The organism is Camelimonas abortus (assembly GCF_042432745.1).
Lineage (GTDB): Bacteria > Pseudomonadota > Alphaproteobacteria > Rhizobiales > Beijerinckiaceae > Camelimonas > Camelimonas abortus.
This window is the reverse complement of sequence record NZ_JBHLWR010000006.1, coordinates 679,868-693,344: the sequence shown is the minus strand read 5'-3', so window position 1 is coordinate 693,344 and position 13,477 is coordinate 679,868. Positions and strand designations below refer to the sequence as shown.

The 13,477-nt window shown below is 74.7% G+C and carries 16 protein-coding genes; all 16 read right to left on the bottom strand.

Annotated features, from left to right (window positions below; genetic code table 11):
- Position 1: 1 nt before the first annotated feature.
- Complete coding sequence (locus ACFFJB_RS05485; RefSeq protein WP_376830215.1) at positions 2 to 394, bottom strand: hypothetical protein; 393 nt, start codon at positions 392 to 394, stop codon at positions 2 to 4.
- Between the two features lie 130 nt (positions 395 to 524).
- A complete protein-coding gene (locus tag ACFFJB_RS05480) occupies positions 525 to 1,406 on the bottom strand; it encodes a glycoside hydrolase family 108 protein (protein WP_376830213.1) in 882 nt (293 codons plus the stop codon).
- Positions 1,407 to 1,477: 71 nt separating this feature from the next.
- Positions 1,478 to 2,641 (bottom strand): SGNH/GDSL hydrolase family protein, encoded by a 1,164-nt coding sequence (locus ACFFJB_RS05475; protein WP_376830211.1) that lies wholly within the window; start codon positions 2,639 to 2,641, stop codon positions 1,478 to 1,480.
- Between the two features lie 19 nt (positions 2,642 to 2,660).
- Positions 2,661 to 4,283 carry a DUF2793 domain-containing protein gene (locus ACFFJB_RS05470; RefSeq protein WP_376830209.1) on the bottom strand — a complete coding sequence of 541 codons (1,623 nt, stop codon included), beginning with the start codon at positions 4,281 to 4,283 and terminating at the stop codon, positions 2,661 to 2,663.
- 27 nt (positions 4,284 to 4,310) lie between these two features.
- Positions 4,311 to 8,243 (bottom strand): baseplate multidomain protein megatron, encoded by a 3,933-nt coding sequence (locus ACFFJB_RS05465; RefSeq protein ID WP_376830207.1) that lies wholly within the window; start codon positions 8,241 to 8,243, stop codon positions 4,311 to 4,313.
- Positions 8,244 to 8,302: 59 nt separating this feature from the next.
- The gene (locus ACFFJB_RS05460) at positions 8,303 to 8,743 is read right to left on the bottom strand and encodes a DUF6950 family protein (RefSeq protein ID WP_376830205.1); all 441 of its coding nucleotides are present in this window, start codon (positions 8,741 to 8,743) and stop codon (positions 8,303 to 8,305) included.
- Positions 8,740 to 9,630, bottom strand: a complete 891-nt coding sequence (locus tag ACFFJB_RS05455) for a phage/gene transfer agent baseplate hub protein (protein WP_376830203.1) — start codon at positions 9,628 to 9,630, stop codon at positions 8,740 to 8,742. The genes ACFFJB_RS05460 and ACFFJB_RS05455 overlap by 4 nt, the downstream gene beginning before the upstream one ends.
- Positions 9,631 to 9,671: 41 nt before the next feature.
- Positions 9,672 to 10,304, bottom strand: a complete 633-nt coding sequence (locus ACFFJB_RS05450; RefSeq protein ID WP_376830201.1) for a phage distal tail protein, Rcc01695 family — start codon at positions 10,302 to 10,304, stop codon at positions 9,672 to 9,674.
- Positions 10,305 to 10,390: 86 nt separating this feature from the next.
- Positions 10,391 to 10,564 (bottom strand): hypothetical protein, encoded by a 174-nt coding sequence (locus ACFFJB_RS05445; RefSeq protein ID WP_376830199.1) that lies wholly within the window; start codon positions 10,562 to 10,564, stop codon positions 10,391 to 10,393.
- Positions 10,555 to 10,989 (bottom strand): hypothetical protein, encoded by a 435-nt coding sequence (locus tag ACFFJB_RS05440; RefSeq protein ID WP_376830197.1) that lies wholly within the window; start codon positions 10,987 to 10,989, stop codon positions 10,555 to 10,557. The genes ACFFJB_RS05445 and ACFFJB_RS05440 overlap by 10 nt, the downstream gene beginning before the upstream one ends.
- Positions 10,979 to 11,164, bottom strand: a complete 186-nt coding sequence (locus ACFFJB_RS05435) for a phage tail assembly chaperone (protein ID WP_376830195.1) — start codon at positions 11,162 to 11,164, stop codon at positions 10,979 to 10,981. The genes ACFFJB_RS05440 and ACFFJB_RS05435 overlap by 11 nt, the downstream gene beginning before the upstream one ends.
- Positions 11,110 to 11,571 carry a gene transfer agent family protein gene (locus ACFFJB_RS05430; RefSeq protein WP_376830193.1) on the bottom strand — a complete coding sequence of 154 codons (462 nt, stop codon included), beginning with the start codon at positions 11,569 to 11,571 and terminating at the stop codon, positions 11,110 to 11,112. Before ACFFJB_RS05430 ends, ACFFJB_RS05435 begins: the two co-directional genes overlap by 55 nt.
- Positions 11,572 to 11,598: 27 nt before the next feature.
- Complete coding sequence (locus ACFFJB_RS05425) at positions 11,599 to 12,015, bottom strand: phage major tail protein, TP901-1 family (protein WP_376830191.1); 417 nt, start codon at positions 12,013 to 12,015, stop codon at positions 11,599 to 11,601.
- 64 nt (positions 12,016 to 12,079) lie between these two features.
- Complete coding sequence (locus ACFFJB_RS05420; protein ID WP_376830189.1) at positions 12,080 to 12,526, bottom strand: DUF3168 domain-containing protein; 447 nt, start codon at positions 12,524 to 12,526, stop codon at positions 12,080 to 12,082.
- Positions 12,523 to 12,855 (bottom strand): phage head closure protein, encoded by a 333-nt coding sequence (locus tag ACFFJB_RS05415; RefSeq protein ID WP_376830187.1) that lies wholly within the window; start codon positions 12,853 to 12,855, stop codon positions 12,523 to 12,525. Before ACFFJB_RS05415 ends, ACFFJB_RS05420 begins: the two co-directional genes overlap by 4 nt.
- A 105-nt stretch (positions 12,856 to 12,960) precedes the next feature.
- Positions 12,961 to 13,422, bottom strand: a complete 462-nt coding sequence (locus tag ACFFJB_RS05410) for a head-tail connector protein (RefSeq protein WP_376830185.1) — start codon at positions 13,420 to 13,422, stop codon at positions 12,961 to 12,963.
- Positions 13,423 to 13,477: the final 55 nt, after the last annotated feature.

Genomic DNA, 13,477 nt, shown 5'->3' with positions numbered 1-13,477 from the left:
GTCATTTCGCCTGGCGGCCCGCGTCGGCGCGCGCCGGCCGCGCCGGCACGAAATGGCGCACCACCTTGCCGTCGCGCCGCAGCAGGGTCAGACGGTAATAATACTGGCCGTCGCGCGCGCACAGCGCGGCGCGCAGCACCCGGGTCCCGCCGCGCGGCCGCCGCACGGCCTGTCCCAGCGGCGCCACGACTTTCTGGCGCACGAGATTGCGCGCGTCGGCGGCGCTGAAACACTCCTCGGCGGGTCTGGAGGGAACGGGGGCGGCCCGCGCCGGATCGCCCGCAGCGACCATCGCCGCGGCCGCCAGCGCCGCGCCGAACACGCCCGCGCCGGCAACCGTCCCGCCGGATCGTCCTGAGTGGAGCCGTGCGTCGCCCATAACCGCGTCCGTCATCCCTGCGTCATCCCCATCCGGAGAGGGTCGCCTGCGTCAGGACATGCCTGACTGTTTTTTCCATATTGAACGGTCCTGACGAAACTTCCAGCCGCTTTCCGGGCGACGTCGCGGACGGCTGAACCTCCGGTCAGGAGCGGCGCGGCCAGGGCGCGGCGGCGTCGCCGCCGGCGCACGCCTCGTCGAGGAGGCGGCGCCGCCACGCCACGTAGAGCCGCCAGCCCACGCCGAGAGCGAGCAGCACGGCGCCCGCCGCCCCGAGCCAGGCGGCCAGCGCGCCGGGCGCCGCCAGCTGGCCGGCGGCCGCGCCCATCTCCTCGCCGGCCTGGCGGAGCATCTGGCCCATGGTTTCGGCGGCGGCGGCGGCGGCGAGCCCTGCGCCGGCGAGCGTCGGGGCGATTCCGGCGCCGCGCACGGCGCGCAGCTGGTCCGGTTCGGCGCGCGGCGCGGCCGCAGCAGCGGCGGGAGCGGCCTCTCCCCTGCCCCGGCCGCCGGCGATCATGGCGATGGCCTGGCGCTCCACGTCGCTTACCCGGCGGCTCCAGCCGCGGCCGAAGCGCCCCCAGGTCTTCAGCTGCTTCAGGAAGGTCATGCGCCGGCGACAGATGTCGGAGACGAGCCGGGCCTTGTCGGGATGGGCGCGGGCGGCGGCGATGGTGACCTGGCCGACCACGCCGTCGACGCGCACGCCAAGGGCGCGCTGCAGCCATTTCGCCGCCTGGGTCGGCCCGGAGTTCACGGCGGCGTCGAATACGGCGAAATCAACCCCGGCGGGCAGGTCGTCGGCGCGCACCGCCCGCCAGTACTGCTCGATATAGATGGCGCGCGCCTCGGCGGCGGAGATGCGGAACACGTCGCGCGCAGGCAACCCCCGCCCCCGCCGCCAGGCGTCATAAACCCGCTGGGTGACGCCGCGGCTGGTGCGTCCGCCCGGATCGCGCGGATCATCGACGCTGCCGCCCTCATAAGCGAGCACGCGCGCAAGCGCGACCCGCTGGCTGCTTGCAACCATGGCTGGCTCCCCGGAAAAGAAAACGCTTGGAAAAGAAAACGGAAGCAAGACAAAGACCGGCGCCGGCCGGCTCAGCCGAAGCGCGCCAGCCGGGCCAGATAGCCTTCGGCGCGGCGGGCGTTGCCGGCGGCGGAAGGGTGAACGCCGTCCGCGTCCATGTATCCGGCGGCGGCGGCGGCGGCGAAATCGCCGAGAAAGTCCCGTTCGTCGAAAAAGGCGCAGCCGTGAGCGGTGGCGGCGGCCTTCAGCGCGCGGTCGAAAAGGCGCAGGGCGGTGTCGGCGGCGTCGGCGGTGTCGGGCGCGCGCGCCAGCGCCACGCAGGTGCGCGGGCAGGCCTGGAGACGGGAAATGACGCGCGAAAGGCGCCCGCTGAAGCAGGCGACGGCGGCCCGCGCCGCGAAATCGTCCTGGTCGGGTTCGCCCCGGTCGCTGACGCCGGCCGCCAGCAGGAAAACGTCGGCCTGCAGCAGCTGCGCCCAGACGCGGGCGCGCCCGTCGTCCATGGCGCTCCAGTCGGCGACGCTGACCCCGGGCCCGGCGAGGTCGATCACCTGCACGCACGCGCCCCCCGCCGCCGCTTCATGGAACTCCACCGCCCAGAAGCACACGTCCTCCCCCTGGCAGACGACCCGTTCGACATTGACGCCCTTGCCGGCGTGCACGCCGCCCACGTCCATCAGCAGGGTGACGCGGTGGATCTGGCCGACGCCCGGGAAATCCGCCTGGCTCACCAGCACCGCGCTAGCGAGGGAGTCCGACGGCCACTGCCGCAGGCGGAACGACTGGCCGGCGGCCGTCCATTCGAAGTAGAGGTCGACCGCCGTCACGCTGGCCGAGGCGCTGGAGAGCAGCAGATAGTCGGTGGCGCTGGCGTCATCGGTGTCGCTGTTACGGCAGCGCAGCCCCTTGCCGAACAGCGCCCGCCGTCGCAGCGGATCGCTCCACGGCAGGGCCGCGATGGCGGAGAACCCGTTGCTGAGCGCGAAATCGCCGTCGGCGAGGCTGCGCTGCAGCGTCGCGTGGTCGAGGGGGATGAATCCCGGCCCGGGGTCGCCGTACAGCGCGTTGAAGTGCGTCTGCAGCCGCTGCGCCAGACCAGGCTGGCCGCCGCCGAAGGCGAGACTGTCAGGACCGATGGCGATGCGTTTGCGGGCGCGGACGGCGAACGGCCCGACGCAGGGCTCGATGAGCCCGGGCAGGCCGGCGCGCGCGCCGGGCTGGTGGAGCAGGTGCATGCGGTAACCTCTCGCCGTGTCAGGGAAGCGCGGCGGCGCCGCCCGGGGTCAGCGGTAGAAGGAAATCGAGCCGACGCAGCTGGCGACGGCGACGAGCGCGATGTGGGTGGCGCCGTCCGGGATGCGGCGCGCGGCGGGATTCAGCTCGGCCGCCGCGCCGTCGGCGGAGCTGGCGAGCGGAATCGCGGCGGTCGCCTCGCTGTCGCCGAAGCGCACGAACACGTCGCTGGTGAAGCTGAAGACAGCGTAGCGGAAGCCCGCCGGCGCCGGCGCCGTCGGCCCCGGCCCAGGTGAGGCTGGCGGCGTCGGCCCCGGCGACGCAGGAGAAGGTCATCAGGCCGTGCGCGGCCGCTTCGGCGACGCCGGCGAGCGCCGGCGACCAGGTCGCGCCGGCGGCCAGCGACGCCACCTGGCGGGCGAGCGTGGCGGAGCCGGCGACGATGGCGAACGCCGCCCCGGTGGCCCCGGCGGCGAGGCAGGAGCCGGCGGCGGTCACGCGCACGCACTCCCCGGCCCACGCCAGCATCGCCAGCGCGACGGCGCCGTCGACCGGCGCGGGCGGCCCGGCGGGAACCGTCACGTCGGCCGCGAGCGCGCCGGCGGCCACCGTCGCAGGGCGGCTGAACCAGGAGCGCACGAGGCGCTGTTGCGGCGCGTCGCTCCACGCCGGCCCGCTGACCGTGCGGGCCATTCCCACCAGGGTGAGGGCCGGATCGCCGGTCGCGACCATCACGCCGGAGGCGGCGTCGGCGACCGGCGCGGCGGCGGAGGCGACAAGGCTCATGGCCCCGCCGCTCCATGCTGCGTAGATGAACCAGGTGGCGTCCGCTGCCAGCCCGTCGGCGGCCAGGGCGACGCCGGCGGCCGGAACCGGCCGCAGAGCGCCGTCCACAAGCAGCCCGCCGCCGTTCCACGGCAGCAGCCGCAGCGCCGCGCCGTCGAGAACGAGCCTGCAGCCGCCGTGACTGAACGGCACCGCCCCGCCCTGCGCGGGAAAGCGCACCGCTGCGGTGGCGGCGTCGACGCGCAGCGCCTCGCGCCAGGTCGCGCCGTCGGGTGAAACCTTGAGCACGAAATCGTCGTCGCCGATGAGGCCGAACTCCGCCCTTCCGCTCCACCCGGACTGGAAGAGATGGGAGACGGTCCCCGCCGGCGCCTGGCGGTTGGCCTTCAGGCGCAGGTCGCCGCCGCCGGCGATGACGTCCCGGGCGGAGAACAGCACGTTGTCGGCGCGCACGCTCAGCGGATTGAGCGGATCGGCGCCGGTTCCGATCCCGAGCCTGTCGAGGGAAGCCGGCGGGGCGGCCTGCGCCGGGCGCCATTCGACCCCGTCGAAGGCGAGCAGCCGGTGGGCGGAGAGGTCCAGCGCCACCCAGCCGGGGGCAGGCGCATGAAACTGCCAGGCCCCGTCGCGCCGCACGGCGACGGCGCCGTCCTGGCCGGCCCAGTCGCCGGCGGCCCCGGCGGCGACGATATGACGGTCGCCCTCGCCGGGCGCCGCGGGCGGCGCGACGCGGTCGGCGTCGCGCACGGCGAGCTGGGCGAGGTCGTCCAGCAGGGTCAGGCTTTCGTTGACGGTGACGTGTTTCTGGGCCTGTCCCGCCGCCACCAGCGGCAACCGAAGTCGCGGGGTTTCGGACATGGCGTCTCCCTGGAATGCGTTCCTGCGTCATCTCACCGGCACGAGCGCCCGCGTCGGGAAGCTGCGGCCGCCGGCGGCGCTGGCCAGCGTGACGGCGAGATCGAGCGTCGTCTGCGGCGCGCCGAAATCGGCCAGTTCGGCGGCGGCGGGATAGAGAAGCGGCGGCTCCGTTCCGGTGAGCGTGCGCGCCACGGCGTCGCCGGCGCGGATCTCAACGTCGTAGCGTTCGCCGTCGTCGCGCGGCGGGTCGGGCCCGTCCCAAGCGTCGGCGGCGCGTCGCCCGCGGGGGATGAAGCTGATGCGGACCCCCTCCGCCGTCCGCCGCGCCCGCAGATGGACCGGGGGCATCGGCCGCAGCGCCAGGGCTCCGGGCGTGGCGGTGAATTCGGTGAAGCCCGGATCGCCGTGATCGCGGCCGGCGGGGCCAATCCGGTAGCGCAGCGCGCGGCCGATGTCGTTGCGCTCGCGGCACAGCGGCCTGACGGCGCCGTCGAGGGCGACGACGCGCGCCCCGGCGGCGAGGAAGCGGGAGGCGGCCGGCTCGCTGCCGGCGAGACCGCGCAACAGGCGGCTGAAGCGCCACAGCCGCGCCCCGCCCGCGGCGCCGGCCAGCTCGATGCGTCCGGCGGCGATGATCTCCGCCTCCCCGTCCGGCGCGATCAGGGCGAAGAGATTGGCTCCGTCGAACAGCGCGGCGTCGTCGACGGAGGCGAGCGCGCCCCCGCGCGCCAGCGCCTCGAAACCAGGGCCGCGGTCGAAGCGCCACAACGGCCCGGGCGGAAGCGGCGTGGTGGTTTCGCCGAGCAGCGCCGGCGCGTCGAAAGCGTCGAGAAAGCTGAAATGGCCGTCGCCGGACGCGCGCCACAGCGTCATCCGCCCCGGCCACGGATCGGCGAAGACGGCGAGATGCTGCAGGATCACCGGCTCGCCGGCGGCCACCGGCAGGTCGAGCGTCACCGGCAGCGGCGGCCCGGGAGCGGGCGGCGGCGCCGCATGGAGCGGCTCCGTCCGGGCTGGCCCGGCGTCGGCGACGACCCTGGCGCAGGATTCCGCCTCGATCTGGCGCGCCTCGCCGTCGAGAATGCGCGTCACCCGCCAGGGCCGCGCCCCCTCCCCGGCGTCGAAGGTGAAGACGTCTCCGGGCTCCAGCGCCAGCATGCGCGGCGACAGGCGCAGGGAGAGCCGGTCCATGGCGCTCCACACGCGCTGGAGCCAGGCGTCGGCCAGCCGTCCTGCCTCGCCGCGATGCAGCGCAATGGCGAGCTCCGCCCCGCCCTGGCGCAGGCTCGCCCCGGCCAGCCGCCGCGACATGGCGACGGCGCGGCGATAGTCGCCGTCGCTGTCGGTGAAGCCGAGGCGGATTTCGCGCGGCAGCGCGGTTTCTTCGGCGCGGATCAGCTCGAACGGCGCGCCGTCGGCGTCGGGAACGGCCATGCCCGCGTCCACGTGCATGACCGGCCGGTCGCGCGGCCCGGCGAGGCGCACGCGCCCGCCGCTGGCCACGGGCGTGACGCCGTAGAGATCGCACAGCGGCTGCAGCGCCTCGCGCGCCGACATGGGGCGGTCAACCACATAGCCGTCGAGAAAGGCGTTGACGGCCGGCGGCCCCGGTTCGGCCTCGACGCCGCCCTCGGCGAGGAGGCGGCGGAGCAGCATGTCGAGCTCGACGCCCTCCAGACGCCCGGTGATCCAGTGGCCGCTCCACCAGCTGGCGGCGTCGCCCCACACGTCGCGCAGGGCCGGGAAGGCCGGGAACGGGCGGGCGTCCCATGCCCAGACATAGATATGGGCCGGATCGACCATGCGGCCGGGATAGAGGCTGGCCGGCGGGTTCCAGTCGTCGCTGGCTCCGGCCTCGGGGTCGAACCTGCGGATCACCGCCTGCAGGCCGCGCAGCTGCATCATGTCGTCGCGCCAGCCGCGGGAGAACGGCGGCGTGGCGTTTTCCGAGGATTTGGCGTCGGGAAAGACGTTGGGACCGTTGGTTCCGCGGTCCACCGCCGGCACGCCGGCTTCGGTAAGCCACAGCGGCTTGCCGCCCGGAACCCATGCGGTCTGTGTGGTCTCGACGCCGCCGGCGCGGCGCACGTGCGGCTGGCTCCACCAGGCGACGAGATCCTTGGCGCGGAACACCCACGGCTTGCCCCAGGCCCCGTCGGCGATGGGCGCGCGCGCGCCGGCGAGCCGGGCGGCCTCGTCCGGATAATACCAGTCAAAGGCCTCGCCCGCCGCCAGCCGGCCGGTGAGATAGTCGAGGTCGTAGATGTCGGGCGCGAGGCTGGCGTCGGGGTGGCCGTCGCCGTCGCGCCAGTCGGAGAGCGGCGGGTAGTAGTCGATTCCGACGGCGTCGACGTCGGGCGAGGCCCAGACGACGTCGAGGGGAAAATCGACGTCTGCGCCGCCGTTGCGCACATGGGCGCCGTATTCGGTCCAGTCGGCGGCGTAGACGATGCGGGGGCCGGAGCCGAGAATGGCGCGGACGTCGGCGGCCAGGGCGGCGAACTGCTCCGCCGCCGGGTAGCCGTTTTCGCCGCGCGTACGCGTCAGGCCGACGAATTCGGAGCCGATGACGAAGGCGGAGACATGGCCGGCCATGCTGGCCAGCGTGGCGTAGTGCAGGATGAAGCGGCGGTAGCTCCACTGCGGCGCGCCAGTGAACAGCACGGTGGCGAACCAGGGCAGGAACTGCTCCGGCGCGGCGTCGCCGAAAAACCGGGCGATCTGGGCGTCCGCGTCTGCGGTCCCGTCGGGCGAGCCGGGAACGCCCGGAGCCGGATGGCAGGTCATGCGGCCGCGCCATGGATACGGCGGCTGCTCCCGCTCCGGGTCGCGCGGATCCGGCAGGCCGTTGCCTCCGGGGATGTCCATCATGACGAAGGGATAGAGCGTGACCGCAAGGCCGCGCCGGGCCAGCTCCTGGATCAGGCGGATGACGGCGGCGTCGGACGGGGTTCCGCCACAGGCGGGCCGGCCGGCGTGGCGGGAAACGGGCGGGGTCAGGGCCCGTCCCTGCCCCGCCGCCATCCACGGATCGCCGGTGGTGACCTTGTCGTGGCTTTCCACCCGGGGCCGGATCGTGCAGGAGCCGGCGCGCAGGTCGTCGCCGAACCAGCTGACCACGAGGGCGACGCGCTCCAGCTTCGGGCACAGCGCCTGCAGCGCGTCGAGCGAGGCGACGACGTCGGTGACGCCGTAGAGCTGGTTGCGGTTTTCCGGCTGGCTGACGCCAGGGGCGGGCGTCTGCACGCGCCAGAGAGGGTCGAGGCCATGCTCGCTGGCGCCAGGGATCAGGCAGACCGCGCGGATCATGCCGCACAGCCCGTTGAGCGGCCGCACCACCTCGAAGGAAAACTGCGGGATGCGGTCGCCGAAGCGCGCCAGCGGCAGACGCTCGAAAACCACATAGGCGAGGCCGCGCCAGGCAGGAGCGTTTTCGGCTCCTTCCTTCGCCGCCACCAGCGGATCCGGCTGCTGGTCCTCGCCGCCCGCGTGCACGCGCATGGTCACGGCGGACAGGTCGAGCTCTTCGCCGTCGGCCCAGACGCGGCGGATGAAGGCCACCGGCCCCTCGCACACGCCCACGGCGATATTGGCGTAAAAGGCCCAGGAGGCCTTGCCGTCGCCGCCGGCGGCGGCGAGCGCGCCCTTGCCGCCAAGGCCGCTGCGGCTGTCGGAGAACACGGGCGCGCGCTCGATGCGCGTCGCCCAGATGAGCTGGCCGCCGACGCGGGCGCGGCCGAAGACCTTCGGCACGGGCGCGCCTTCCGTGGAGATGAGCGCGGGCGCGTCGGCCAGCGCCGGGGCCTGGCCGGCCTTGCGCGCGTCGAAGGCGGAGAGCAGGCTGCTGTCGACGGCCGCCCCGGCGATGGCCCCGAGGGCGCGTCCGGCGAGCGCCCCCGCCGGCCCGGCGACGGCGGTGCCGAGCGCCCCGCCCGCCACCTGCAGCACCAGCGTCGCCATGGCGGTCTCCTGTTGATGGAAAAAACGGAAACGGCGTCCGCCCGTCCCCGCGCGAAGCGTCAGGGAAAGACGAAGCAGAAGACGGCGCGTCGCCGCCACCAGGGGGTCAGCGCCACTTCGACGACGCCGGCCCCGTCATGGGCATGGATCATGGTCTGCGGCCCGGTGAGGATGGCGCAGTGACGCGCCGGAGCGCCGGCGCGGAAGCGGAACAGCAGCAGGTCGCCCGGCTGCGCGTCCTGCAGCGGCGTTTCGCGCATGTGGCGACGCGCGGCGGCGAGCAGGGTTTCGGCCCCGCGCGCCTCGGCCCAGTCCGGCGCGTAGGGCGGCGGGCTCTCCGGCTCCGCGCCGTAAACGGCGCGCCACACGCCGCGCGCCAGCCCGAGACAGTCGCACCCCACGTCCTTGCACGCGCCCTGATGCAGATATGGCGTGCCGAGCCAGGAGCGCGCCTCGGCGACGATGCGCCGGCGCAGCTCCGTCCTGTCGCCGGCGCTCACCGGAACATGCTCCCGCCGTCCATCGGCTGGCCGGCGGCGGCCGAGCCGAGGGTGAAGTCATTGCCGGGCATGTAGGGAAAGCCGCGGAAATTGATGACGTTGTTGAACCGGTCGCGGCAGGTGGCGAGGCGCCGGTCGCATCCGGCGGTGACGGTGAAGGCGTCCCCGGCGGCGAACGGGCGCGGCGTCTCCCGCCACAGGCCGATGCGCACGGCCCCGGGGCCGGCGGCATGGCTCTGCACGTCGCAGGCGAGGCCGGCGTTGGCGCCGGAGGTCCACATCAGCCGCCCGTAGCGGAACAGCCCGTCGGCGAAGCCGTCGAGCCCGGAGCAGAAGAAGCCGGCGTCCCCGTCGGCGGCGGTCACGGTTCCCTCCCCGCGGAAGGCTGGGTCGTCCAGACTGACGCCGCAGCGGCTGTCGCCCAGGTCGGCGTCGCAGGCGGAGCCATAGACCCGGCCCTGGGTCTGGTCGAGACGATGCATGACGGTGCGCAGCTCCACATGGAAGGCGTCGCCGGCGCGGCGGATCTCGCCGGTCGTGGCGACGTCGAGCAGCATGCGGCGCTCCGGATCGCGCCAGTCGACGAGCCACAGCTCCACCTGGGCCCCGTCATAGCGGCCGGCGGCGATGTCGGCCGCGGTGATGGCTTCGGAGCTGAGGGCGCCGGCGACCTCGCCGCCGCCGACGGCGAAGCCGGCTTCGCTGGCGCGCCCTGCGGCGAGCCAGCCGGCGCCGGCGCGGCAGGTCACGCCGCCGAAGGCGATGTCGCGGTCGTGGTCGGTGAAGCCCATGACCACGCCGTCGGCGCGGATCAGGCGCCAGCAGTGGGCGAGCGTGGCGGCGTCGCTTTCCAGCCGCTCCGCGAGGCCGGGCGGAATGGCGCGCATGGCGTGTCTCCCATTGCAGTCTGGCCGGAGACCGGGCCGGCTCAGGGGATGATTTCGACGAGCGGAATGTGCGGCGCCTCGCCGGCGCCGAAGGCGGAGAGATCGATGTCGAGGGCGTCGGCGTCGAAACGCACGGGCGTGTCGAACAGGAATCCGGCGGTGACCAGCGCCCCGGGCGGCGGAATGTCCCCGGGCGGAAAGGTCACGGTTCCGGCGACGTGATCGACAGTGACGGCGGCGGTCTCCACGCCGTCGACGGCCACGCGCACCGAGCCGGCCACCGGCTTGTGGATGCGCCGGACCCATGGATCGAAACCGGCGCCGTAGATCTTGACCAGCGGGAAGACGGCGCGGACGCCGTCGCCGGTTCCGAGCGGCTGGTCGGTGGGCCGGGGCGTGGCGGACGGCGCGCAGCTGCGGTCGTCGAGGCGGTCCTGGAAGCGGAAGCCATAGAGCCGCCCGCGGCGCTCCTCGAAGAAACCGATCACCTGGGCCAGGGCGTCGAGGGTGCGCACGCCGAAGCCGACGTCGTAGCGGCGCCGGGACCCGGCCCAGGCGGCGTCGCGATGTTCGCGTCCGGAGCCAAGGGTGACGATCCGGGTGCGCCGCTCCGGCCCGCCGCGCGCCCCAAGGGCGATGTCGGGCGGAAAACGCGTTTCGTGAAAGCCGGTCATGGCTGTCCCCGCATGGATGGGCGGCGCGCCCGCATGGACGGGCGCGCTCACATGAACCGTTCACGTGAGAAGCTCACGTCAGACGCTCACATGGCCCGCGCGCCGCGCGCGACGGCGCGGGCGACGGCGGCCGCGACCTGGGCGCGGGAGGCGTGGAAGCTTTCGGCGTCGCGCACGGCGATGTTGACGGTGACGCTGGCCGGGCGCGCGGCGGCGGCCTGCACGCCGAGGCGCCCGTCGGGGCCGCGTTTCAGCGGCATGATGGCCTCCGCGCCGCGCTCGCCCATGAGGCCGACGCCCCCCTGCATGGGGAAATAGGTCGGCGCCGCCACCACGCCGCCGCTGGCGAATGGCTGGACGCGCCCGGCGGCGATGACGGCCCCCGGGCGTTGGCGATGACGCCGCCGCCGGCGGCGCCGAGCGCCCGGGCCAGCGACCCGAGCCTGGCGCCGAGCGCGGACTCGAGCGGCCTGAGGGCGGCGTTGAGGGCGATGTTGCTGAGGCGCGCGCCGAGCGAAACCAGCACCTGGTTGAGGCTCCGGCCGCCGGCGACCCCGCTGGCGAAGGCGGCGGTCATGGCTTTTCCGGCGGCGCGGGCCATGGCGTCGAGCTGGCGGAAGGCTTCGGCGGCGTCGTGAACGGCGGCCGGATCCCAGCCGTCGGGAAAGGCGGCGTCATCGTCCATGGGGCGTGTCTCCGTCGGGGAAGCGGCGCGCCATGGCGCGCAGCCATTCGCGCGAGGGCGCGCCGTCTCCGGCCGCGGCCGGGCGGAAGGCGCGCATGGCGGCGGCGATTTCGCGCGGCGTCATCGCCCAGAAAGTCTCCGGCGCAAGACGCAGCGTCCCGAGGCCGAAAACCATGACCTCATCCCACGGAAACGCCTGGCCAGTCGCGTGGTCAGGCGCCCCCGCCGGAAAGGGCGGCCGCCCTCCCCCTGCCCGTCCGCCGCCTCGACGCCGAAGGTCACGGCGAGCAGTTCGGCCGCGGCGGCGACCAGCGCCGGCAGCTGGCCGGCGGCCGGCAGGGCCGCCACCTCGCTGTCGCTGATTTTCATGCCGCCGCCGCGCAGTCCGGCGGCGAGAATGAGCTGCAGGTCGCGGGCGGAGAGCGCGCCGCGGGCCAGGCGTTCGCCCAGCCGGGCGAGATCACCGGCGCCGAGGGCGCTTTCCAGCTCGGCGAGCGCGCCGAGCGTCAGGCGCAGCCGCGCGGGGGCGCCGCCAATGGTGACGGTCACCTCGCCGCGACGGCGGTTGCTCATGTGTCGCATGCGGGGCTCCTGTGGGGGCGGCCGGGATCAGGCCGCCGGCGTAAAGGCGATGGCGCCGGCGGATTCCAGGGCGATTTCGAAGGTGAGTTCGGCGGCGTGCTCGCCCCGGTATTCGAGGGCCGATATCTGGAACGGTCCCTCGATCACGCCGAAGCCGGGAATGATGGCCTGCCAGACGCGGATGGCGCCGTCGAAGAAGGTCTGGCGGACGAGCGCGTCGCTGGTTTCGTCGAGAAACACGCCGGAGCCGCTGATGCTGGCGCGGCGCACGCCGGCGCCGGCGAGCAGTTCGCGCCAGCGTCCGGCGGATTCGGCGTTGGTGACGTCGACGGCGTCGGCGTTGAACGCGACCTGTCGCGCGCGCAGGCCGGCCACGGTGACGAACGTTCCGGGCGCGGCGCCGGCGACCTTCAGCAGCATGTCCTTTCCTTTTTGTGCGCTCATGCGGCCTCCTGGGGACTTTCCGGGAACGTCCGGCGGCGGGCGGCCCGCGTGATCGCGCCGGCGCTCAGCCGGCGGCGGGCGCAACCGTGACGGCGGCGAGGACGAGGCGCGCGCGCGCCGCGCCGGAGCGGGCGTCGCGGTCAACGCTCTCGCGGATCACCCGCAGCAGCGCCAGCTCGCGTCCGGCGAGGCTGAGCCCGGCGTCGTCGAGCAGCGTGCGGATGCGAGCGGCGGCCTGCATCACCGCCAGGGCGCCGCCGGGCGGCCCCCAGACAGTGAGGGTCAGGCGCTGGCTTTCGATGCGGCGGTCGCCGGCGGAGCGGTCGCGCGCCTCCGCCGGGCCGACGATGACGTAGAGACCGGCGGCGCCGTGCGGCGCGTGGTCCCACACCCGCGGCCCGCCGAGCAGCGCCATGAGCGGCCCGTCGGCGAGGAGCGCGGCCAGCGCCGCGGCGCGCAGGGCGAGCGTCGGCGAAACGTCGCCGCCGTCAGGGATGACGTCGCCGGTCATGGGGTCTCCTCGCGCACCGTGAGCGCCAGCCAGCGGCGGCGGCCGTCGGGGTCGCCGCGGCTGAGAATGGCGAAGGCGCGGTCGCCGTCGCGCAGGCGGCACTGGCCGTCAATGTCGTCGCGCCAGCGCATGACGACGGCCCAGACGTTGTCGAGGCCGCGCCGTCCGGCGCGTTCCGCCTCGGCGCCGCGGCGCAGGCGCATGGCGGCCCAGGCGACGCCGGCTTCCGTCCAGCTTGCGGTGAAGCCGCCGGCGCCGTCCGGCGCGCTGACGGCGCGCTCGATGACGAGCCGCCGCCGCAGGTCGCGGACACGGGTCGGGCTGGCCATGGCCTATGCGATCCTTGGCTGGCGGAACGGGGCGATGAGCGCAGGCGCCGGATCGGGCAGCAGCGGCGCTCCGGCCCTGGCGGGCGTCTCGCCGCGGCCCTCGAACTAGGCGGCGACGAGCACGCGGATCGCGAGACGCAACGGCTCCGGCACGTCGCCCGCGTCGGGACCGTAGCCGGCGACCACCTCGATCTCGAGAAGCCCGCCGGGCGGCGGCGCGGCGGCGGGATCGAGCCGGATGGCGTCGAGCCCCGGCTCGATTCGGGCCACGGCGGGGTCGAGCGGATGCGCCGCGCCGGCGGCGTCGCGCAGCTGCAGGCAGACGATCTCCTGCAGCGGCCGCAGCGGGGCGCGCAGCAGGCCGCACGCCGGCCAGGAGTCGAGGATGATGCGCCAGCGCTGGCTGATGAGGGCGAGGCCGGCGGCGGCCTCGATGACGGCGCGGGCGCCGCTGGTCATGGCGGCGAGCGTCCCGTCCTCGTCGTCGCCGGTCAGGCGCAGGTAGCGCTTCATCTCCCCGGCGGAGACGGGCTCGGTCGCCGGCCCGTTGACAGGCGTCAGCTTCATGGTGCCATTCCTCCCTGGACGGGCGCGGCGCATGCGGGCGCGCCGGCGCGGCGCC